Annotated in this window: 22 protein-coding genes and 1 tRNA gene; 16 read left to right on the forward strand and 7 right to left on the reverse strand. The window is 57.8% G+C overall.

Going from position 1 to position 21,127, the window contains the following annotated elements:
* The first annotated feature begins 166 nt into the window (after positions 1-166).
* Positions 167-1,018, forward strand: a complete 852-nt coding sequence (locus HV822_RS15195; RefSeq protein ID WP_238870995.1) for an NmrA family NAD(P)-binding protein — start codon at positions 167-169, stop codon at positions 1,016-1,018.
* 258 nt (positions 1,019-1,276) lie between these two features.
* On the opposite strand, the gene HV822_RS15200 is transcribed toward HV822_RS15195, so the two are convergent.
* The 3 genes from HV822_RS15200 to HV822_RS15210 all read right to left on the reverse strand — a co-directional run bounded on the left by HV822_RS15200 (position 1,277) and on the right by HV822_RS15210 (position 2,855).
* On the reverse strand, positions 1,277-2,041 hold the full coding sequence (locus HV822_RS15200; protein ID WP_238870996.1) for a hypothetical protein: 765 nt from the start codon (positions 2,039-2,041) through the stop codon (positions 1,277-1,279).
* Positions 2,042-2,089: 48 nt separating this feature from the next.
* Positions 2,090-2,401, reverse strand: coding sequence for a hypothetical protein (locus HV822_RS15205; protein ID WP_238870997.1), 312 nt, complete (start codon positions 2,399-2,401; stop codon positions 2,090-2,092).
* Between the two features lie 124 nt (positions 2,402-2,525).
* Positions 2,526-2,855, reverse strand: a complete 330-nt coding sequence (locus tag HV822_RS15210) for a hypothetical protein (RefSeq protein WP_238870998.1) — start codon at positions 2,853-2,855, stop codon at positions 2,526-2,528.
* Positions 2,856-3,322: 467 nt separating this feature from the next.
* On the opposite strand from HV822_RS15210, the gene HV822_RS15220 reads away from it, so the two are divergent.
* From HV822_RS15220 to HV822_RS15270, 11 genes are all read left to right on the forward strand, one after another.
* Positions 3,323-3,532 (forward strand): DNA-binding protein, encoded by a 210-nt coding sequence (locus tag HV822_RS15220; RefSeq protein ID WP_238871000.1) that lies wholly within the window; start codon positions 3,323-3,325, stop codon positions 3,530-3,532.
* Positions 3,533-3,535: 3 nt separating this feature from the next.
* A complete protein-coding gene (locus tag HV822_RS15225; RefSeq protein WP_238871001.1) occupies positions 3,536-3,781 on the forward strand; it encodes a hypothetical protein in 246 nt (81 codons plus the stop codon).
* Positions 3,778-3,996: a hypothetical protein gene (locus tag HV822_RS15230; RefSeq protein WP_238871002.1), complete on the forward strand. Its 219-nt coding sequence runs from the start codon at positions 3,778-3,780 to the stop codon at positions 3,994-3,996. Before HV822_RS15225 ends, HV822_RS15230 begins: the two co-directional genes overlap by 4 nt.
* Before the next feature lie 430 nt (positions 3,997-4,426).
* Positions 4,427-4,777 carry a hypothetical protein gene (locus tag HV822_RS15235; protein ID WP_238871003.1) on the forward strand — a complete coding sequence of 117 codons (351 nt, stop codon included), beginning with the start codon at positions 4,427-4,429 and terminating at the stop codon, positions 4,775-4,777.
* Positions 4,778-4,802: 25 nt separating this feature from the next.
* Entirely contained in the window at positions 4,803-5,033 is a 231-nt protein-coding gene (locus tag HV822_RS15240) for a hypothetical protein (RefSeq protein ID WP_238871004.1), read from the forward strand.
* Between the two features lie 25 nt (positions 5,034-5,058).
* Positions 5,059-5,301 (forward strand): hypothetical protein, encoded by a 243-nt coding sequence (locus tag HV822_RS15245; RefSeq protein WP_238871005.1) that lies wholly within the window; start codon positions 5,059-5,061, stop codon positions 5,299-5,301.
* 125 nt (positions 5,302-5,426) lie between these two features.
* Complete coding sequence (locus tag HV822_RS15250) at positions 5,427-6,686, forward strand: attachment protein (protein ID WP_238871006.1); 1,260 nt, start codon at positions 5,427-5,429, stop codon at positions 6,684-6,686.
* Positions 6,686-7,036, forward strand: a complete 351-nt coding sequence (locus HV822_RS15255; protein WP_238871007.1) for a DUF2523 family protein — start codon at positions 6,686-6,688, stop codon at positions 7,034-7,036. Before HV822_RS15250 ends, HV822_RS15255 begins: the two co-directional genes overlap by 1 nt.
* Before the next feature lie 2 nt (positions 7,037-7,038).
* Positions 7,039-8,274, forward strand: coding sequence for a zonular occludens toxin domain-containing protein (locus HV822_RS15260; RefSeq protein ID WP_238871008.1), 1,236 nt, complete (start codon positions 7,039-7,041; stop codon positions 8,272-8,274).
* Positions 8,275-8,340: 66 nt separating this feature from the next.
* Positions 8,341-9,627, forward strand: coding sequence for a hypothetical protein (locus HV822_RS15265; RefSeq protein ID WP_238871009.1), 1,287 nt, complete (start codon positions 8,341-8,343; stop codon positions 9,625-9,627).
* Positions 9,627-10,649, forward strand: coding sequence for a phage integrase (locus tag HV822_RS15270; protein WP_238871010.1), 1,023 nt, complete (start codon positions 9,627-9,629; stop codon positions 10,647-10,649). The genes HV822_RS15265 and HV822_RS15270 overlap by 1 nt, the downstream gene beginning before the upstream one ends.
* A gap of 13 nt (positions 10,650-10,662) precedes the next feature.
* Here HV822_RS15270 and HV822_RS15275 read toward each other — a convergent pair.
* The 4 genes from HV822_RS15275 to HV822_RS15290 form a co-directional block, all read right to left on the reverse strand.
* Positions 10,663-10,736 (reverse strand) — tRNA-Gly (locus tag HV822_RS15275).
* A gap of 43 nt (positions 10,737-10,779) precedes the next feature.
* Complete coding sequence (locus HV822_RS15280; protein WP_238871011.1) at positions 10,780-11,778, reverse strand: LLM class flavin-dependent oxidoreductase; 999 nt, start codon at positions 11,776-11,778, stop codon at positions 10,780-10,782.
* A 201-nt stretch (positions 11,779-11,979) separates the two neighbouring features.
* On the reverse strand, positions 11,980-14,292 hold the full coding sequence (locus HV822_RS15285) for an EAL domain-containing protein (protein ID WP_238871012.1): 2,313 nt from the start codon (positions 14,290-14,292) through the stop codon (positions 11,980-11,982).
* A gap of 17 nt (positions 14,293-14,309) precedes the next feature.
* A complete protein-coding gene (locus HV822_RS15290) occupies positions 14,310-15,488 on the reverse strand; it encodes a tetratricopeptide repeat protein (RefSeq protein WP_238871013.1) in 1,179 nt (392 codons plus the stop codon).
* A gap of 287 nt (positions 15,489-15,775) precedes the next feature.
* On the opposite strand from HV822_RS15290, the gene flhA reads away from it, so the two are divergent.
* The 4 genes from flhA to HV822_RS15310 are packed head-to-tail and all read left to right on the forward strand — an operon-like array spanning position 15,776 to position 20,927.
* The gene (gene flhA / locus HV822_RS15295; RefSeq protein ID WP_238871014.1) at positions 15,776-17,902 is read left to right on the forward strand and encodes a flagellar biosynthesis protein FlhA; all 2,127 of its coding nucleotides are present in this window, start codon (positions 15,776-15,778) and stop codon (positions 17,900-17,902) included.
* Positions 17,903-17,962: 60 nt separating this feature from the next.
* Entirely contained in the window at positions 17,963-19,336 is a 1,374-nt protein-coding gene (flhF, locus tag HV822_RS15300) for a flagellar biosynthesis protein FlhF (protein ID WP_238871015.1), read from the forward strand.
* Between the two features lie 29 nt (positions 19,337-19,365).
* Complete coding sequence (gene fleN / locus HV822_RS15305; protein ID WP_238871016.1) at positions 19,366-20,193, forward strand: flagellar synthesis regulator FleN; 828 nt, start codon at positions 19,366-19,368, stop codon at positions 20,191-20,193.
* Entirely contained in the window at positions 20,190-20,927 is a 738-nt protein-coding gene (locus HV822_RS15310; RefSeq protein ID WP_238871017.1) for an RNA polymerase sigma factor FliA, read from the forward strand. Before fleN ends, HV822_RS15310 begins: the two co-directional genes overlap by 4 nt.
* The last annotated feature ends 200 nt before the right edge of the window (positions 20,928-21,127 follow it).

Here is a 21,127-nt window from a genome sequence, read left to right on the forward strand (position 1 = left end):
TGCTGCCGGCTCACACTGTATAGCAGTTGCAGCGTCTGCTCTCAAAACGATCACCCAAATTTGATCGGGCTTTTTTGAAAGAGGCTTCTGCCTTGATGGCTTTTCTGCACAGCTGGCTGTGTAAGGAGAGCTCGGAAGTGGTTTTCAAAATGTGAGGAAATTGATCATGAAAAGATATCTGATTGCAGGTGCTTCCGGCAATATTGCATCCCGGGTTGCGAGCTCACTGGCCGAGCACGGCAACAGTGTGCATGCCGTCACCAGCAAGGCTGAGCGCGAGGGCAAGGTCGAAGGTAACCTGCGTTGGGTCTACGCCGACCTAGCGCGTGGCGAGGAAATAACCGATATATTCTCGGGGGTGGATCGTGCTTTCCTGTTCGTACCACCGGGGTATGCGGCTCATGATGCTTTTCTCGCACCGTTGCTGAAGGCGGCGGTCGAACATCAGTTGGAAAAGGTGGTGCTGATGACCGCCTTTGGAGCGAATGCTGATGAAACCTCTCCTCTGCGGTTGGCCGAGCGGCAGCTGGAGCAATCCGGTATGGCCTACAACATCGTGCGTCCCAACTGGTTCATGCAGAATTTCAGCTCTTTCTGGCTGCAGGGTATCAACGAAGAGAACAGTATTCTGCTGCCGACAGGGCGAGCCAAGGGTAGCTTTATTGATGTACGCGACATTGCCGATGTGGTCGTTCGTCTGATCGCCACCGATGATCTTAACAACCGGGCATTTGATATCACCGGCAGCCAGGCTCTGGACCATGATCAGGTGGCGGCCATCCTGTCGCGGGTTACCGGGCGGACCATCGTCTACCAGGAAATCGCTCCGCAGCAACTAAAAGAGGGCTTGCTGCAGGCCGGCTTGCCGGCAGACTACGCGGACTTTTTGTTGTTGATTCTGAGTCACTTTGCCCAGGGTCACAGCGAGGCTGTGACCAATAGCGTGAGGGAGCTGCTGGGGCGCGAGCCAATCAGTTTCGAGCAATATGCAAACGACTGCCGTACTGCCTGGATGTAGGCGGCTACCGGTGGCAAGGAGTGTGTAATGTGGCGCTTGGCGTGAGCGCCACAGCAAGGTATAGGCTAGCTGGAGCGGGTGAAGGGAATCGAACCCGTTTCAGAGTATCTGCATTGTCTAGCTATTTTTAGCTTTTCTCTTCAAATCAGGCTGTTAGCTAAATCTTCGCCTTGTGTTGTCCTGCATTGCTCAGCTATGTCTGCGACACTTTTTCGACACTGAATTGGCCGAAATAGACGTCGAGTGGTGTTTGTATTGCTATTGAATTTTCTGCTTTTTCATGCTGTCTATTTTTTTTCTTTCTTTCGCTATTCTCTCTTTTTCGAAATTCTCATTTTTTAGTCTTAAGAATCCTTCAGGGTTTAGCTTGCAGTGGTGATGGTGGTGCTCTTTTTCTAATCGCTCTTTTTCTTCTGCTATTTCTTTTTCCGTTTTTTTTCTTTTTCCCCAAAGCGATCTCCCTTTTTGGAATGCCACATACCAGCTATAGATTAGCACTACGGCTGAAAATACAGGGCTTGACCACCCAATGATTTCAATTGTTACAGGTATGATGCATATCCATACTGTCATTCCGATAAGTAGGATTTTCCTACTCTTTGCCTCATTTTCTTGCTTTACTGCGACTTCTTCGTATGTCGTGCTACCTAGGTCTGAGTAAATTTCTTTCAGTTTTTCTTTAGATAGATCGAATTTGGGTTTTTCTGATTCGGGGTATTCGTCCCAGTGCTGAATGATTTTTCCTTTCTTTGCATAACCTAGTAGAAAGTTATGCCCCACCTTATCTTTTGTTCGCCATTTTTCATTTGTTTTGTTATCGATCATGAGCATTATTGGGGTTGCATATCTTAATGCCCAGTGCTCTAGCTCTGATTCTGCTATTTCTTTTATGTTTTCTAGCGGTTCGTATATATGGAGCGTTAGCATTGCGAATTCACCCCCTGTAAATACGGGGTTGTACTCTACATAGTAGCCATCTCTTTTTTCTTCGATAGCATTGTATCTAACCCAAGGTTTAATCATCGGATTCCCTTTTGACAGAGCAGACGCCTACTTCGCTTGTGCTGTTTTTTAAGCGGTATCGTCGATTTCTCTAAATTTTGCTAGAGCGACTTCTTGTACGCGAGCATGGATCAAAATAAAAATGCTGAACATGAAACCAAGTATGGTTATTTTTAAAAGCCACGAAGCTGTGTTGTACATTAGTTCTGGGTCGGAAAAATAAGGTTCTTGCCAGAAGTTCAATATGTAGTTGCTGAAGTCGGAGTACTGAGTCGCGGCAATTGTTCCCAAAACTAAAATTGCCCCTGCTGATAAGCTGGGTATAATTGAAAGTCTTGCTGCCCAGCATAGTTTTATGATCGACTTTTTGATTATGTTCATGTATTTAATGTTCTGTTTTTATATGCTTGCGAAGCTTTCGATTTTTAATGGTTCGTGGTTTCGGTGGAGAGGATACTTTGATGATTTTCAATCGGTCGCTCTTCTTTGAGTCAAGTTTTTAGGTTCACCACGTTTTCTCTCTGCGCCCTTGCGCGCACTCTTGTACGTCTTGGTCGATCACATTGCCTGGCTTCATGCACTCTCGTACAGAACGCATCGGTCCTCTATTTGCCTCCATTTCGGCTCTTTCTTGTGCTCTGAGCTGATTCCGGGCCGCTTGGCCCAACGCTGAGTCATTGTCGGCAAACGTCTGCATGACGCTTTTTTGGATGTAGTCCGTATAGGCTTTGAGCGTGGGCTCCATCGCTTCTGCTGCTTGAGCCAATGCGGTCTTTTCCTCGGCTGTAGCGGTGATGCTGAACAGCATCAGGGTGATTGCTGTTGTCTTCTTCATCCTTGTTACTCCTACTCTTCCTTGACCCTGTGAAACCGGGAAAACCAGCGCCTAGCAGCTTCTTTTGTGATCGCTATCCCGCGTTGTGACTGGGTAACTTTGAGTTGGCCTCGTCGTATTCTGGGCTTGTTTGGCCTATCTCCGGCATCACTTCACCGGTGCTCAACCACCACCTGTACTGCGGATAGACCTTCCCTAGTGTCTCTACTTCATCTGCACCGACACGGGCTTTGCCTCGTTTGATGCTGACCCAGCGGTCGTAATTGGTCTCACCTGCGCGAGTGAGTTCGCTCAGGTTGCTTATCTCTATCAATGCAAGTGATCTATCAGTAATGCTCATTTAATAGTAACAAATCATATTTTGGACTATGTACAAACCTTAGCTTGGACGCTATTGTTTGGACTATGTTCATGGACATAGTCCATGAGGTGTTTTCTTCATTGCCAAACATAGTGGAACAAAGCGTATGGATATGGAAGGCGTAGGACCGGAAAACCTCATTGGCGCACCGCCAATCATGCCGTGGCCCAAGTTTGCCGACTGGATCGGCATGGGCGATGAACCCCGCGTGGTTGAGTCATGGATTCAACGGGGCTATCTCCCGACCAAGAAAATCGGCAAGCGCCAGATGGTCAACGTCGCGTTGCTTGTCCGTCAGTTGCTGGAAGAGGAATAGGTCGTGAACAGCCTGCAGCGCTACAAGCCCAAGCACGAACCCGGCTGCGAATGCTCCGTTTGCTGGACTCACCAGTTCTGCAACGAAATGCACGCCCGCAACGATGCCCGCGAAAAGCGCTGTCACGAACTCCTGAACAACCCGCTGGAAGCTCGTCGGGAAAAGTTCTGGACGCTGGAGCGCAAGGAACGTGGAACCCCGTTCGTTCCCATGGAACGCCCGACCTTGCCGAAAGGTAATCAAGCATGAGCAACCAGATCGCAGCGCTGACTGATGGCTATGTCCTTTGCCAAGAGTGCGGCCACGTCGAGGAATACTCCGAGGCCCGCGCCAACCGGCAGGAACGCTGCTCGCGCTGCAAGTCTGGTTTCTTCTGCGGTTGTCACTGCTGCGACGGTCTGGCCCGTATGAACCTCCAGCTGCGTATTCACGAACAGTTTGATCAGAAGGAAAACGACCAATGACCGTCCGTTTCCGTACTGCTCGTTATCTGGTGGCGTTGCTCTGGCATTGGTCAGTGCCGTTCATGCTGGGTGCCGTGACGGCTTCGATTGTTGCTGCTCAAGGCATCCTCTCAACCGTTGAACTGATTGATCAGTCTTTTGATGGCGCCCTACAGCGGACGGTCGCCAGTTGTTCAACCGCAGCGCCCGAGACGGCGGAAATTAGCGGAGCAACGCGGAGTCTGTTTCCGCTGGCTCGGGGGCCAACAAGCCCACCGGGCGCGTTAGTCCTGGCATTACCCAGTGATACCCGGCCCTAGGCCAACAACGTAAACCCCCGCAGTACCGAGAACACCCTCGGGCGAAACCAGAAATTCGCCTGTGTGGATTCGCTCGGCCTGCAGAAAGGCAAAACCGCGCAATCAGGCGCATCACAAGTGAGGTAACACCAATGGCACGTTCAACTATCGAAGTCGCATTTCTGAGCACTCAAAAGCTCCAGTTCAGCAACAAGGACGGCAACGTGAAGATCGTGAAGGTCTTCTATGGCGATGAACCTGACGGCCAAACCGAACACGGTCTGTCCGTGGTCAGCATGGACGTTCCCGAAGAAGTGGCCGATGAAATCTTTGCTGCCGGTGCCAACATCGCCCCGCTCGAACAGGTGCGCATCACCTTTGAGATTGCCCGCGCTGGCAAACAAAAGGGCAACAATCTGTGCCTGCACATCGAGCCGGTGAAACCCAAGGCCGACAAGCCTGCGACTCAGGCCCAGTCCCCCAACACCCAGGCCAAAGCCTGACCCGTTAACTGAAAAGGGGTAGGCCATGGGACCGCAAGTTTACGTTCAGGTGTGTTCCACCTTCGACCAATCCGGCCAGTGCGTACAGGCCGCTTGGCAACTGGCCTACCTCGCTTCGGACTCCACCGAGTTCGAAGCCTTCACCTCATTCGACCCTCAAGCCTTTTGGCTTGGGTTCGGATCGACAGTGACCTGTTTCTTCGTCGGTTTCGGCATCGGGTTGCTGGCGGCACTGTTCCGCAAGATGCGCGGATAACTTAACCCTGCAAGAGGTAGTACCCATGAAACACATGAACGCTGTTCGTCGCTTCGGCGGCAAGTTTGGCATTGCATCCCGCAATGCCGCCATTGCTCTGACCGTCCCGGTCATGGCGTCCCCGGCCTTCGCGGCTCTCCCGGAAACGGTCCAGACCGAGGTTGATACCGCTGTCGCTGATCTTCGCTCTGGCGGCGGCCTGATCATCGGTGCAGTTGCGGTACTGGCCGGTCTGGCTCTGGTGATCGCTGTCTTCCGTAAGGCGTAAGCCGTGCTCTGGTCATTGCTGCTGGGCGTCGTGTTGGCCTCGGCGTTCATCACAGGCATCAAGGTTGGCCAGTATCAATGACTTCTAGGGGCCTTCGGGCCCCTTTCTTGTTTGAGGGTGTGGGTATGCGTTGGGTCGTTGCACTACTTCTGATGATAGGGGCCGGTCCCTCTTTTGCTGTCGATTACTATTGGGGCATCGCATATCGCGGCAGCTATTCGGGCGCATCTCCCCAAGCCGCCTGTTCTGCCATGACCTCGGCCAAGACTAGCTCGACTGAAATTTGGACTGTTGACCAAGTTTTCATGGTCTCGCCCACGCATTACAAGTGCTATGCCAAGGTGGTTAATCCGAACTACCCAAATCAGCCTTCCATTTCCAAGCAGGACGCTTATCGGTACGGCGACAACTGCCCCATTGGCACGACTGAAGATGCCGCTACTGGTCTTTGTGAGGTCGATTGCTCTGACACTGTTGGCGAGTCCTTGTTTGTTCGTGGCGATAACGCCGTTGTTATTAATAGCAATGGCACCAATTACGTTGCCTCTCAGGCGCCTGAGTCGATCTGCTCCCTCAACTGCAGCTACGCGCCTACCTCTAGTTTTTCTGCCAGCTGTTATCTCGTAGCGGGCTCCACTACTTCCGGTTATTGCAACTACATCGTCGAGGGCACAGGTGATACCTGCAGCGGCTCGAACCTCGTTGCCGGCGATACCTCTGGCGACCCTCTTAACCCTGTTGATCCAGGTGATGGCAGTGAGCCGGAAGAACCTGATCCCTGTCATGGTGTGCCTGGCTACGAGTGGGACGGCTCCACCTGCGTCAAAACTGACGGCGAAGGCGGTGGTGATGGTTCGGGTGATGGTGGTGACGGCTCCGGTGATGGTGACGGCGATGGATCGGGCGACGGCGATGGCGGTGACGGCTCGGGTGACGGCGGGTCGGGTGACGGCGGGTCGGGTGGCGATGGCGATGGCGGTGGCTCGGGTGATGGCGACGGTGACGGTTCAGGCGGCGGCGGTGGCGGGTCGGGCGATGGTGGCTGCACTGGTGAGGATTGCGGCGAAGGTGAGGGCGGCGGTCTCAACCGTCCCGAGAAAGGCAACTTCGAAGAAGCCATAGCTGAATACGAGCAAAAGATCACCGACACGCTTGCCGAGATCAAAGACCAGTCCGGCCAGTTCGGGTCGCTGATCGAGCAAAAGATGACTATCCCGCTGAATTCCGGTAACGCCGTTTTGCCCTGCTTTGAAGCTGAGGTAGTAGGCCGCACGGTCGGCTTCTGCCTGTCTGATAACGCTGATCAGCTCGCCATCCTGCGCAACATCCTGCTGTTTCTCGCAACCGTGATCGCCCTGTTCATCATCTTCCGGGAGGACAAGTAATGGATATCCCGTTTATCGGTGACATTCTCGAGTTTTTTCAGGCTGTCTGGGACTGGATCTATTCAGGCATCTACGACTTTGTGAAAGAGGCCTTTGTACTCGCCACCAAGGTCGCCATCTATAGCTATTACCAAGCCCTGCTATTCGCCCTGCAGGTGGCTTATCAGACTTTTCACGAACTGGTGAGCGAGATCGGCATCAGCGACAAGGTGCAGCAGTACTACAACATGTTGGACGCTGACGTTCGCTCGGTGCTTGCGTTCTTCGGCATACCTGATGCGCTGATGATTATCTTCTCGGCCATCGGCACCCGCTGGACCCTCAAGTTCGTACCGTTTGTGGGGCGCTGATCATGGCTATCAAAATCCACCATGGCCCTAACGGCTCCTATAAAACCTCCGGCGCTATTCAGGATGACTTGATTCCTGCACTTAAGGCCGGTCGGCACATCATCACCAACATTCGTGGCCTGACACGTGAGCGGGTGTTTCAGGTGTTTCCTGACCTGCCGTCGAGCGTCGAGATTGAAAACCTCGATCTGGAAAACCTCGACGACTTGGAGAAGATGCGCACCTTTCCGCAGTGGGCACTGCGGGGCGCGTTCATCATCTTCGATGAAACGCAGCTGATCTTCCTCAAGTCGTGGCGCGAAACCGATCTGCGCAAGTTCGATTTCCCGGGTGGTCCCCAGGCTGCAAAAGAAGCTGACCGGCCCATCAACTGGCTGGATGGCTGGACCCGTCACCGGCACTGGAACTGGGACATCATCCTCACCACGCCCAACATCGGCTACATCCGCGAAGACATTCGCTTGACCGCCGAGAAAGCCTACCTGCATTCGAATTTGGCCGTGATTGGCATCAAGGGCCGTTACAAGGAATCGCAGCACTCGGCCACCGAGAACAAGCCCGCCATGAAAGGCTCCATGGTCGCCGTTAAGAAGATCAACAAGAGGACTTTTCAGCTCTATGACTCAACAGCAACCGGTACCGTCTCCGACACCATCGCGGGCAAGAGCATTTTTCGAGACCCTAAAGTACTTTTTCTACTCGGTCTTCCGGCCCTTTTTGTTGGGAATTTTCTACTTGGTGGTGGATTCAGCTTCAACCAGCCTAATGATGATCCTGCGCCTGCTGCGCAGCCTGTGGCGGGTGCTGTGGCCGGTCATCCGGGTAGTAATTCAATACCTGTTAATCCGCCTCGTAACGATGGTTATTTTTCTCTACCTGGGCAGCAAGGTGATCGGCTGGCTGCTGTGACCCATCCCTTCCAAAACCATGTAATCCAGATTCGTGGGTCATTGCTTGGCGACAAAGACGCCTTTCGGCTCTACCTGTTCGATGTGATCGCCCCCGGTGGTGAGCGTTTCCAGCTTAACAGCCGCCAGCTTCGACAGAGTGGCTACTCCCTTTCCGAGACGGCTGATTGTTCGGTGCGGCTGACTTTCGCAGGCGCATCCTTCTACGCCGTATGCGCCGGGGCTGCGGAGCGCGCCGCCGAGCGGCTCGTCTCGGAGCGTAGCGGCGCGCCCAGCAGCGAACCCGCGCGCCCCTATGTCCGCGTCATCGAGCACAGCGCGCCCCGCTGACGTCCCTGTAACACGTCAGATAAACAGTACTAACAAACCTCAATAACACGCATTGGAGCACAGTTAATGGCCCGGCTAATTGACCAAAAACGACTGAACAAACAGACAGCTGAGGATGATGTTAAAGGGCGTCTGTTTGTTGATCCTTCCACCTGCAAACTGACTGACCTGTCTGGTGTTCGGTTGCTTCGCTGTGGTGTGGATACCGTCCGCCAGCTTTACCGGGGCATGATCCGGTTGGGTGTTCTGGCCCTGTTTGAGAAAACCGGCACCATCGTTGAATTTGCCGGTCAGCGTTGGCATACCGGACGGGTAGGGCGTGATTCGGGCTACCAGTTCAAGCTGCAGAATGCTGACCTTGGGTTCGTTCTGCTGATCAAAAACTTCAACGCTAAAGCCGACAGCATCGGTCCACACCTCAAAATCGAAGTGTCGCCCCACACCATCGACACGCTGTCGCCTGATCGGCTGCAAGCCCGTATGGACTATTACGCTTCTGAGATTCTGGAGCACGTCGAAGTAAATCAGTGTGCGGTGCATCTGGCTCTGGACCTGCAGGGCTGGCAACCACCAGCCGATCTGGTGTCCCGCATGCACTGCCGTGCACGCAATCACCGGGACGTATCCGGTATCAACTCCATTGAGTGGGCCACTAAGTCCAGCGTCTACGGTCGCGGGGAAACGTCCATGTTCGGCTCGGCCAGTGGCGTCCAGCTCTGTATCTATAACAAGACCGAGCAGGCCAAGGCCACCGACAAGCTGGATTACTGGCAAAGCGTCTGGCGTCGCAATGATGACCCGTTTGATGATGCCTGCCTGGACAACTACAACCCCGATCAAGACGTGTGGCGTATTGAGCTGCGCTATCACCATTCCGTTATCCAGCAATTCGCCAGCGGATCCACTCAAGTCAGCACCGGTCAGCTGATCGACACGCGCACCTTTGAGGCGTTCTGCCCGCATCTGGACGGCCTGTGGCGCTATGGCCTGCAGCAGTTCAAGCTGCTCACCCGACCGGGCTGCTATGACCCGTTCTGGACCCTGATTCGTGAGGATGTACGTGTAGAACTGCCGGTGGAATCCCTGATGGACGACACCGAGTACAAACGCTATTACAAGACGGCTGCTGGCTTCTCTGGCAAGAACGTTGAGCTGTTCGTGGGAAACTTCGTTAGCCTGCTGGCACGGGAGCGAGTGGGCGCTACTAAAGCGTTTGACCGTCTGAGGGAGTGGGAATGCTGGCCTGTTATTCGCGATCACTACGCTGCAAAGGATATGGGCGAGCGTGCTATCTATCGCCATATCCGCGACCTGCTTGAAGAACGTCACGTTAGATGGGGCAGGGCGGTCTGATGGCGATCACTAAGCAACCTGATGGCCGTTGGAAAGCGGACGTTGAACCCGTCAAAGGGAAACGGTTTCGCAAGACTTTTAAAACCAAGGCTGAGGCCCTGCGGTTTGAGGCTACTTGCCGTTCAAAGGTCGCTTTAGACGGTGATTGGTCTCCCAAGCCCAAGGACAAGCGCAAGCTGTTGGAACTGGTCGAACAGTGGTACCAGCTTCACGGCGTTACCCTGGCCAACGGTGTGCAGCGCCATGCTATTTTGGTTGAGTACGCCAAGGCGCTCGGCAATCCGGTTGCCCGTACTTTGAACGGGTCTTCTGTGGCTCGCTTGCGATCTGCACAGCTCAAAGCAGGCTTGGCACCTAAAACGGCTAATAACCGGCTGGGCTATCTCAAGGCCGTTTATAACCAGCTGCATGAAATGGGCGTGATTGACTACCGCTCGCCTATCAATCTGCGTCCGATCAAGCTGCAGGAAAACCCGCTCACGTACCTTACCTGTGACCAGATCACCGAATTACTAGCCGTTCTCGACTCCCGCCCGCTGTCCCCACACCCGGCCATGATCGCCCGCATTTGCCTCGCTACTGGTGCCCGCTGGGGTGAGGCCCAAGCCCTGACCCCGGAACGTGTCAAAGGCGGTTCAGTGCTGTTTGCCAACACTAAGTCAAAGCGGGTGCGGTCTGTTCCTATTGCACCGGGATTGCATCTTGATCTGGTCCAGCATTGGCGGCGGCACGGTCCGTTTACTCAATGCATGAACGGATTTCGCAAAGCTCTGGAACTGGTTTCTTTCAAGCTACCTCGGGGGCAGGCATCGCATGTGCTGCGGCATACCTTCGCCAGTCACTTCATCATGAATGGCGGCAACATCGTCACGCTGCAAAAAGTGCTTGGGCATTCCTCGCTGTCGATGACGTTACGCTATGCGCATCTGTCGCCTGATCATCTGTCTGAAGCTGTGCGGCTGAACCCGCTGTTCGACACTTTGTCGACACAAGGGCAGGGGAATAAGGAAAAGTCTTTGTAAAACAGTGGGATACTGGAGCGGGTGAAGGGAATCGAACCCTCGTATGCAGCTTGGGAAGCTGCCGTTCTACCATTGAACTACACCCGCGCAGGCGCTCTTTTTACCAGAGTCGCCTGCATCAGGGAAGGGGTTACAGCGAGTCGGCCACCTGTTTCAGCAGGCCATAGCTGTGCTGGCGCGCGCTCTGGTCAAAAATAGGGCTATTGACGATCAGCTCGTTGACGCCGGTACGTTCCAGCAGTTCGGCCAACTGACTGCCAACCGCGTCAACGTCACCAATCAGGCTGCCTGATAGCGTGGACATGACTTGATGGCGCTCGTGCGGCTGCCATAGCGACTCCATATCGTGGGTCGGCGGTGGCAGTTGCCCCGGTGTACCCCGAATCAGCTTGAGAAAAGCCTGTTGGTGAGAGCTGGCCAGGTAATGGGCCTGTTCGCGATCGTCGGCGAGGTAGGCGTTGATGCCCAGCATGGCGTAGGGCGTGGTCAATTGCTCGCTGGGTATGAAGTGTTCGCGATACAGCCGCAGGGCGCTGAACAGGTAGTCGGGTGAGAATTGCCCGGCGAAGGCAAAGGGCAGTCCCAGCTGCCCGGCCAACTGGGCGCTGAAGGTGCTGGAGCCAAGTAGCCAGATGGGTACGTTCAACCCGGCGCCGGGTACCGCACGTAGCCGTTGGTCGGGTGCGGCAGGGGCAAACAGTTGGCGCAGCTCGTCCAGCATCTGTGGAAAGTCAGACCCGTCGGTGCGGCCTCGGCGCAGCGCTTGCGCGGTGATTCCGTCGGTACCGGGCGCGCGGCCCAGCCCCAGGTCTATGCGGCCGGGGTAGAGTGATTCCAGGGTGCCGAACTGTTCGGCAATCTGCAGTGGCGCGTGGTTGGGCAGCATAATGCCGCCTGAGCCGATGCGGATCTGCTGGGTACCTGCGGCCAGGTAGCCCATCACCACTGAGGTGGCGGCGCTGGCAATGCCGGTCATGTTGTGGTGCTCGGCTACCCAGAATCGCCGGTAGCCCAGGGTTTCGCAGTGTTGCGCTAGCGCCAGTGCATTGTGCAGGGCGGTGGTGGGGGTGGCTCCCTCGGCGATGGAGCATAGGTCCAGTACGGACAGCGTTATGGCGTGCTGCGTCATGGGGTATCCTGCGTATTGGCGGGTAATTTCGTCATGCTAGCGTCGGTGAGCCGGGCTGTATAGGCAACGCTGATCCGCAGCGCAGACACCGCCCACAGGAAGTATAGGGGGGCACGCTAACAGGAGCACCAGCCAATACAGCGGGCCGATTCGCTTGTCTGTCCGGCCGAAGCTCCCCAGGCTGACTGAGGTGACGGGCGATCAGTCGGCTTCTAACTCCACTTCAGTGATCAGTGCAGCAGACGGCATGCCGATGGCTGCGCCCTGGGCGAACTGAATGCCCAGCGCCTGCACGCGCTGCAGTACGTCGGGGCTGTGCACAAACTCGGCGACCGTTTGCATGCCCAGTTCCTCGGCGAACTGGACGATGCCGCGGCACAGGGTCAAGGCGGTCGGGTTGCTGTCGAGCTGGCGTATCAGGCTGCCGTCGATCTTGATCAGGTCGACATCCAGGCGCAGCAGGTGTTCAAAGTTGGAGTACCCGGTGCCGAAGTCATCAATCGCGATGCGACAGCCCAGTACTTTGGCGCGGTCGATGAATTGGCGTACGGCGGTGTAGTTTTCGATACCCTCGGACTCCAGGATTTCAAAGATGACCTGTGGGCCGACCTGGTGCCGGTCGATTTGGCTGAGAATGTAGTCGGTCAGCTCCGGGTCCAGCAGGTCATCACAGGACAGGTTGAGCGAAAAACTCCAGGGCTGGCCCGCGAAGCGCTCCAGCGCGGTATCCACCATGCGGCGGGTCAGCGAGCGGTAAAGTCTGATCTTTTTGGCCAGCTCCAGAAAGTGTATCGGGCTGATGGGCTCACCCTGCTCATCGAGCATACGCACCAGGCACTCGTACTTGTCGATGCGTCCGGTGCTCAAGTTCAAAATCGGCTGGTAGAAGGCAACGATGCGGTCCTGTTCCAAGGCTGCGCGCAGCCGGTTGGCGCCAATCAGATTTTGTTCGTAGCTCTCGCGTACACGCTGGCGGGCATCGTAGAACACGTGGCTTTCCATGTTCATGCGTGCCAGCTCCAGGGCAATGTTGGCCCCATGCAGCAGTTGTTCGCCGGTCAGGTCGGCGGCTTCGCCTTGACCGCTGCAGGCCACGCCGAGACTGGCGTTGAGCGCCAGCGGCTGTTCTTGCCAACGCACCTGCACGTTGCCGATGAAGGCCAGCAACTGTTCCAGCGCCGGGGTCAGGCTGCTGGAGTCGTGATGGCCGGGCAACCAGATAGCCAGTTCGTCTGCCGGCATTCGGTAGAGACGGCTGCCGCGCCACTTGGGGTGGCTGTCCAGGTGGCGCTGCAGGGCCTGGGCCAAACTGACGATGACGTGATCTCCGCAGCGATGGCCGTAAAAGTCGTTGATCTCCTTGAAGGCGTCGATGTTCAGCAATACCAGGCTGGCGGTATGGCTTTTCTTCAGGTCGACCAGCAGACGTTCTCGGTTAGGCAGGTTGGTCAGGCTGTCGGTATACAGGGTTTGCAGCTGTCGCAAGGTGCCGGCTACCAGATACAGAATCAATGCCGAGATCAACAGCATGACTACGCCGGCAATCAGCTGAAGACGCACGTTGCTGGCGCGCATTGGCGCCAGTACAGCATCAATCTCTGCCTGTGGCACACCAATGCCAAACACCATGCCGGCGCGGCTGCGTGAAAAGAACAGGCGGTAATCCTCGCCGTTCAGGCGCTGCGACAGCTGCTGCATGGGCGAGGTCAGCTGGCGCGAGTTGATGACATGTGGCAGCGACTGGGGCTTGAGTTGGGTGTGCAGATCCAGCCCGATAACGCCGTTAATCAGGGTTTGCGCGCGGCTCTGGTCGGCGGCTGCCGAGAGGCTGGAGAGGTTACGGTTGGCATGGTCGATCAGAAAGGAAAAGGTGCCCGGCGTAACCTCCACACGGCTGACCGTGCGGATGACATCGTCGGCCAGCCAGTCAGTGGTCGCCAGCCCAATCGGTGTGCCGCCGCTGCCCAGTACCAGGGTGGCGTGACTGATCACCACCGAGTCGATGCTGCTTTTGTAGTAGGCGGCGGTCCAGTTCAGCGTCGGGTCGACCAGCGCGTTGTTGCCTCGGGCCGCCACCAGTTTTTCGTACCACTCGCGCAACTGCCGCTGTTCGTCGGCCGGTACGGCAGTAATGGCGATGCCCTGGGCCTGTCGATAGGCATAGCGTGTGGGTAGGCGGCCGCTGGCGTACCAGAGGGTGCTGCCGTGGCTGTCGGGAAAGTCCGTCAGCGCGTGGCGAAGGCTATCGTCCAGCTGCCCTGTGCCGGCGCCCTGGCGCGGTAGCAGGCTGCCGGCACGCGCCAGACCCTGGGTGCTTTGCGCCATCAATCGGTGGTGTGCGTTGATGCGGTCCAGATTGGCGTAGAAGGTGTCGGTAATCTGGCGTTCGCGTAGTTGCCCCATGGCGCTTTCGGCAAACTCGAGATTCAGGCTAGCCATCAGCCAACTGACGATCAGAAAGAGCCCTACCATCAGGCTGAGCAGGACCATAATTGCGCGCTTGACTGGCAGCATGCCCTTTGCTCCGACGGTTAGCGGCTGTTAAGACGGTTCTGAATCTGGCTGCGGGCACTGGCCAGTTGGTCGCTGCCGAGCTGCGTTGACAGCCGCTCGACATGCAGCTTGCCGCGTTGCTCGCCATTGACCAGTGACAAGCTTAGCCAGACGTAGGCGGCTTGCAGGTCGATGGGCCCGCCGGTGCCTTGCATGTAGTCTAGCCCCAGTCGATATTGCGCCTCGGGTGAGCCGGCTTCGGCGGCCTGTTGCAGCCAATGGCGTCCGGCCGCGCTGCCATGCTTGTTGCGTCCCAGTGCCAGCATGGCCGGCAGGTAGCCCTCAGCGGCTGCGCGGCGTAACTGATTGTCGGCCTGCGCGGTGTCGGCCTCAGTGCCCAGACCCTGCTGGTAAGCCTGCGCAAGTTGATAGCGCGCTGCCGGCAGGCCGCTGTCGGCGGCTCTTTTCAGCCAGCCTAGCGCCTCGGTCGGCCGCCCTTGCTGTTGCAGCAGTTCAGCCAGCAGCATCTGCCCGTTAGGCTGACCCTGGGCCGCAGCGCTGCGTGCCCAGCGCAGTGCGGTGGTTTGGTCGCCGCTGCTGTGGGCGATAGCCGCCAGGTGGTACTGGGCTTTGGCGTCGCCGCTCTCGGCCGGTGCGTGGCACGCGGGCTCGGCCTGTTGGTAGTTCTTGATGGCAAACAGCAGGTAGCAGTTGTCAGCGTCGCCGTTGTTGCCGGTTGCGGCGCTTGCCGGAGCCGGGTTGCTGGGCTGAGCGCTGGATGTTGGCGCGGCGGGCACGCGGCTGGCGAAGTCGCTGACCACCTGCGGACAGGAGAGTTGATATCCGGCTCGCAGGCGTTGCAGATTTGAGCGTGTCGGCTGTTCACGCCGGTAACGATCCTCAATGGCCTGGCAGCGGCTGACGCGCTCCTCGCGCACCAGTGGCAGATAGTCAGCGTAAGCCGGGTCGTCGGCATGAGCATTGATATAGCGGGTCAGCGGGTCGATGTACTGCTGGGCGAACAGGGCTTCGACTTCAGCATGGCGCGCCTCGGCCTCCGGGTCGCCGGTGATGCGCGCTGCCAGCTCGCTGAGCTTTTGGGTTTGGGTCTTGATGATTTCGCCGGAGCGCGTCAGCAGGCTGTCCGGGCCGGACAGGTTCTGGCAGCCGCCAAGGGTCAGGGCCAATGCCAGCAGCAGGGAAGTGTAGACGCGCATCATGTCTCTCTGGTGACGTGGCCGGGGCGGTGCGCGACCCGGGCAAAGGGTGAATGACTCAGGTATCCGTCGGGGTGATCGGGCTGGCTTTCCCTTGCCGCTGTTGCGCGAGCAGTGTATCAGAAAGGCTGCGCGCAGCAGGCATGGCCGCTCCCCGGAATCTCTCTATGATGGCACATGGATGGCGTCCGTGCTGCGTCTGTTCCCGAACAAGTGGAACGCTTCTTGCGTAGTCCCCGGTACTACGCACCATGCGTCAAATATTTGATTCGGGGACATTTCTGCCAATGGCTGTTGATCGTGCGCAACTGATGGGCAATATGCGGACCAATCTGGCTGGGCTGCGCCATGGCAGCCTGGGGATTCCGGTGCTGTTGCTGGTGATGCTCGGCATGATGATGCTGCCGATCCCGCCGTTTCTGCTGGACGTGCTTTTTACCTTCAATATCGCGCTGTCGCTGGTGGTGCTGCTGGTTTGCGCTTATGCCCTGCGGCCATTGGACTTTGCCGTTTTCCCGACCATTTTGCTGGTGGCCACGCTGCTGCGACTGGCGCTCAACGTGGCGTCGACCCGTGTGGTGCTGCTGTACGGTCACGAGGGGGGCGATGCAGCGGGTAAGGTGATCCAGGCCTTCGGTGAGGTGGTAATCGGCGGTAACTACGTAGTAGGTCTGGTGGTCTTCGCCATCCTGATGATTATCAACTTTGTGGTGGTCACCAAGGGCGCCGGGCGCATCTCCGAGGTCAGTGCACGCTTCACCCTGGATGCCATGCCCGGCAAACAGATGGCAATTGATGCCGACCTGAACTCCGGCCTGATTGATCAGGACCAGGCCAAGGTCCGTCGGCAGGAAGTGGCGCAGGAGGCCGAGTTTTACGGCTCCATGGACGGTGCCAGCAAATTCGTACGCGGCGACGCCATTGCCGGCCTGCTGATTCTGTTTATCAACGTGATCGGTGGTTTGGCGATCGGTATGGCGCAGCATGGACTGCCGTTTGCCGAGGCCGGTCGCATCTATGTGCTGCTGACCATCGGTGACGGCCTGGTGGCGCAAATCCCGTCGCTGCTGCTGTCTACGGCCGCCGCCATTATGGTGACGCGGGTATCGACATCCGAGGACATGGGCGCGCAGGTGCAGCGCCAGATGTTTGCCTCGCCCAAGGCGCTGGCGGTAGCCGCCGCCATCCTGATTGTCATGGGCCTGATTCCGGGCATGCCGCATTTCTCCTTCCTCAGCCTGGGTGCGATCGCCGCAGGCGGTGCCTGGTTCATCGCCAAGCGTCAGAAGGAAAAGGCCGAAGAAAAAGTCGAGGCGGAGCGCAAGCAGGCTCAGCTGCCAGCGGTGCAGACGCCGGAAACCCGCGAGCTGGGTTGGGACGACGTGACGCCGGTGGACATGGTCGGTCTTGAGGTCGGCTACCGGCTGATTCCCCTGGTGGATCGCAACCAGGGTGGTCAGCTGCTGGCGCGCATCAAGGGCGTACGCAAGAAGTTGTCGCAGGACCTGGGCTTTCTGATGCCCTCGGTGCACATCCGCGACAATCTGGACCTGGCACCCAATGCCTATCGTTTGACGCTGATGGGCGTCAGTGTGGCCGAGGCGGAGATTTATCCTGACCGTGAGTTGGCCATCAACCCGGGTCAGGTATTTGGCGAGATCAAGGGCATCGCCGGCAAGGACCCGGCCTTCGGGCTGGATGCGGTGTGGATCGAAGCGTCGCAAAAGGACCAGGCCCAGTCCTTGGGTTACACCGTGGTAGACGCCAGTACCGTGGTGGCCACCCATATCAACCAGATTCTGCACAAGCACGCCCACGAGCTGATTGGCCATGAGGAAGTGCAGCAACTGATGCAGGTGCTGGCCAAGGCCTCGCCCAAGTTGGCCGAGGAGCTGGTACCGGGGCTGATTTCGCTCTCCAACCTGCTCAAGGTGCTGCAGGGGCTGCTGCAGGAGCAGGTGCCGGTACGTGATATTCGCACCATTGCCGAGGCCATCGCCAATAACTCGGGCAAGAGTCAAGATACCGGCGCCTTGATCGGCGCGGTACGGGTCGCGCTGTCGCGCTCCATCGTGCAAAGCATTGTGGGGCTTGACTCCGAGCTGCCTGTGATCACCTTGGAGCCTAGGTTGGAACAGATGTTGCTTCAGAGTCTGCAGAAGGCCGGGCAGGGCACTGATGACGGAATGTTGTTGGAGCCGGGCATGGCCGAGAAGCTGCAACGCTCGCTGTCAGACGCGGTACAACGGCAGGAGGTGCAGGGTAAGCCGGCAATTCTGCTGGTGGCCGGGCCGATTCGCATGATGATGGCCAAGTTTGTCCGCTATGCGGCGCCCGGAGCCCATGTACTGTCCTACCAGGAAATACCCGATAGCAAGCAGGTCACCATCATTGCGACGGTAGGCCAGAACTAGCAGCACCGAATGATTGAGACATCTGCCCCGGCAGGTGACCGATAAGCGACGAGGTCAGCCATGAAAGTCAAACGTTTCTTTGCCGCCGATATGCGCCAGGCGATGAAGCAGGTCCGCGATGAGCTGGGCGCCGATGCGTCCATCATTGCCAACCGCCGGGTGGCTGGCGGCGTCGAACTGACGGCTGCGCTTGATTACGAGGCGCCGCGCCTGAGTGCGCCAACGCCCGGCCTGGATCAGGAGCTGAAAAAAACCCAAGAGCGCATCGTTGCAGCCCGGGCCGAGCTGGAAAGCGGTGAAATGGCGTCGCACGACCAGCCGCTGGTCAACCGTCAGCTGTTTGGTGAAAGTACCCGTCACGCTGCGCGCCAGGGCTCGGCTGAAGCACGTGAGCTGCTGGATCGTCTGATCCAGGAGCCGACCGAGCTGGCCAAGCCGGCGCCCGCTGCCAGTCGCCGTGCCCCTGATGCCGAGCAAACGCCCGCCGCTGATGTTGACAGCGTTGGCCTGAGTGCCATGCGCGCCGAGCTGGCGGGCCTGCGCGAGATGCTGGAGTCTCAGCTGGGCGGTTTGGCCTGGGGCCAGCTCAACCAGCAAAAGCCCAAGCAGGCAGGTCTGTGGCGTCGCCTGACCCAGATGGGTCTGCCGGCGGAGATCTGCCAGGGGCTGCTGCGTCAGGTTTCTGACGTGAGTGATGTGCGCCAGGCTTGGCGCATGCTGCTGGCGCACCTGGCGCATCGCGTCCCTGTGTTGCGTGAAGAACCCATTGATGCTGGCGGTGTGATTGCCCTGGTTGGCCCCACTGGCGCCGGCAAAACCACCACCCTGGGCAAGCTCGCTGCCCGCTATGTGTTGAAGCACGGCAGCCAGCACGTTGCGCTGGTAACCATGGATACCTACCGCATCGGTGCCCACGAGCAACTGCGCACTCTGGGGCGTATTCTGAACGTGCCGGTCAAGGTGGTAGACGACAAGCAGAATCTCAGCGACGTGCTGGCTGACTTTGCCGGCAAGCGCCTGGTATTGATCGATACCGCCGGCCTGCAGGCCAATGATCCTTATCTGCGTGGCCAGCTCGATGCGTTGGCAGAGCAAGGCCGCCAGGTGCGCAACCTGCTGGTGCTGGCGGCGACCAGCCAGCACCGGGTGATGAAGGCGGCGTACCACAATTACAAATCCTGTGGCCTGTCCGGTTGTATTCTGACCAAGGTGGATGAGGCCGCGACGCTGGGTGAATCGCTGGGGCTGGCTATGGAGCAAGGTTTGCCGGTAGCCTATCTGGCAGATGGCCAGCGAATCCCGGATGATCTGAGCAAGGCTGTCGGCCACCAACTGGTCAGTCGCGCGGTCAGCATGGCGGGTAACGAAGCACCGGCCGATCAGGCCATGGCGGACGTGTTTGCCGGTATGATGCATACCCAGCGAGCAGGCTAAGTATTCAACAAACAAGGTATCCAGCGCAGATGGGCAGCAATCACCCGGTTCAGGTAATCGCAGTCACCGGCGGCAAAGGCGGCATCGGCAAGACCAATGTGTCAGTCAACCTCAGTCTGGCGCTGGCCGACATGGGGCGGCGCGTGGTGTTGCTCGATGCTGACCTTGGCCTGGCCAACGTCGACGTGTTGCTCGGCCTCAAGCCCAAGGCGACGCTGGCCGATGTGCTTGAAGGCCAGTGCGACCTGCGTGACGTCATGGTCAACGGCCCAGGCGGCATCCGTGTCGTGCCCGCTGCATCCGGTGCGGCCAACATGGTCAGCCTGAGTGCGCAGCAGCACGCGGGCCTGATCCAGGCGTTCAGCGAAATCGGCGACAATATCGACGTGCTGATTGTCGACACCGCCGCCGGTATCGGCGATTCGGTCGTCAGCTTTGTGCGTGCTGCGCAAGAAGCGCTTGTCGTGGTCTGTGACGAGCCCACCTCGATTACCGACGCATACGCGCTGATCAAGCTGCTTAATCGTGACTACGGCATGACCCGTTTCCGCGTGTTGGCCAACATGGTCGGCACACCGCAGGAAGGGCGCATGGTGTTTGCTAAGCTGGCCAAGGTGACTGATCGCTTTTTGGATGTCGCCCTGCAGTACGTTGGCGCTGTCCCCTTTGACGAGGCGGTGCGCAAGTCTGTCCAGAAGCAACGCGCGGTGTTCGAGGCCTTTCCGCGCAGCAAGGCCTCGTTGGCGATTCGGGCAATTGCCCAAAAGGTGGATGCCTGGCCACTACCGGCCAATCCCCGCGGTCACCTAGAGTTCTTTGTCGAGCGCCTGGTGCAGCCGGCAGGAACCGGTCTATGACGGCACAGGTTGGCAGATTGAACATGTATACACGCGCTCAGGGCTCGGCAGAGCAGCAGGATCGCCTGGTCGAGCAGTATGCCCCGCTGGTTAAACGTATTGCCTACCACTTGCTTGGACGCTTGCCCTCCAGCGTCCAGGTTGAAGACTTGATGCAGGCCGGCATGATCGGCCTGCTGGAAGCCTCCCGCAAATTCGATTTTGGCAAAGGCGCCAGTTTTGAAACCTACGCTGGTATCCGTATTCGCGGCGCCATGCTCGATGAGGTGCGCAAGGGCGATTGGGCCCCCCGTTCGGTGCATCGCAATACCCGCATGGTCAGCGATGCAATGCGCGCTGTGGAGGCGCGACTGGGGCGTGACGCTAAAGATCACGAGGTTGCCGCCGAATTGGAGATGAGTCTGGAAGAGTATTACGCCATTCTCAGCGACACCGCCGGCAGCAAGCTGTTCAGTTTTGACGACCTGCTGGAAGCCGGTGCTCCGGCAGATGTGCAGGGCGATGAGGAGCCGTTGAGCGGCTTGCAAGACGAGCGTTTTCGCGCGGCGCTGGTAGAGGCAATCGACGGCCTGCCCGAGCGCGAGCGGTTGCTGCTGTCGTTGTACTACGACGAAGAGCTGAACCTCAAGGAGATCGGGGCGGTGCTGGGCGTCAGCGAATCGCGGGTCAGTCAGTTGCACAGTCAGTGCGCGGCGCGCCTGCGGACGAAGCTGACAAACTGGCGAAATGATTGATTTTGTCGCCAACATCCGGACAATGCTCGGATTGCCCGACTGGCAAAAGGCCGGCAGGGTGCGGTAACGGCACATAAGAAGGGCGCGTCCGAACAGGCAGTTGGCAGCAGTTTCCTGTTCAGAGCATCTTTCTACGGCTTGTGTGGCCATTGGCAATGGGTATCTGGGAGTGCAGGCCTGCACTTTTCCTGGTTTGTACG

The organism is Halopseudomonas maritima (assembly GCF_021545785.1).
GTDB classification, from domain to species: domain Bacteria; phylum Pseudomonadota; class Gammaproteobacteria; order Pseudomonadales; family Pseudomonadaceae; genus Halopseudomonas; species Halopseudomonas maritima.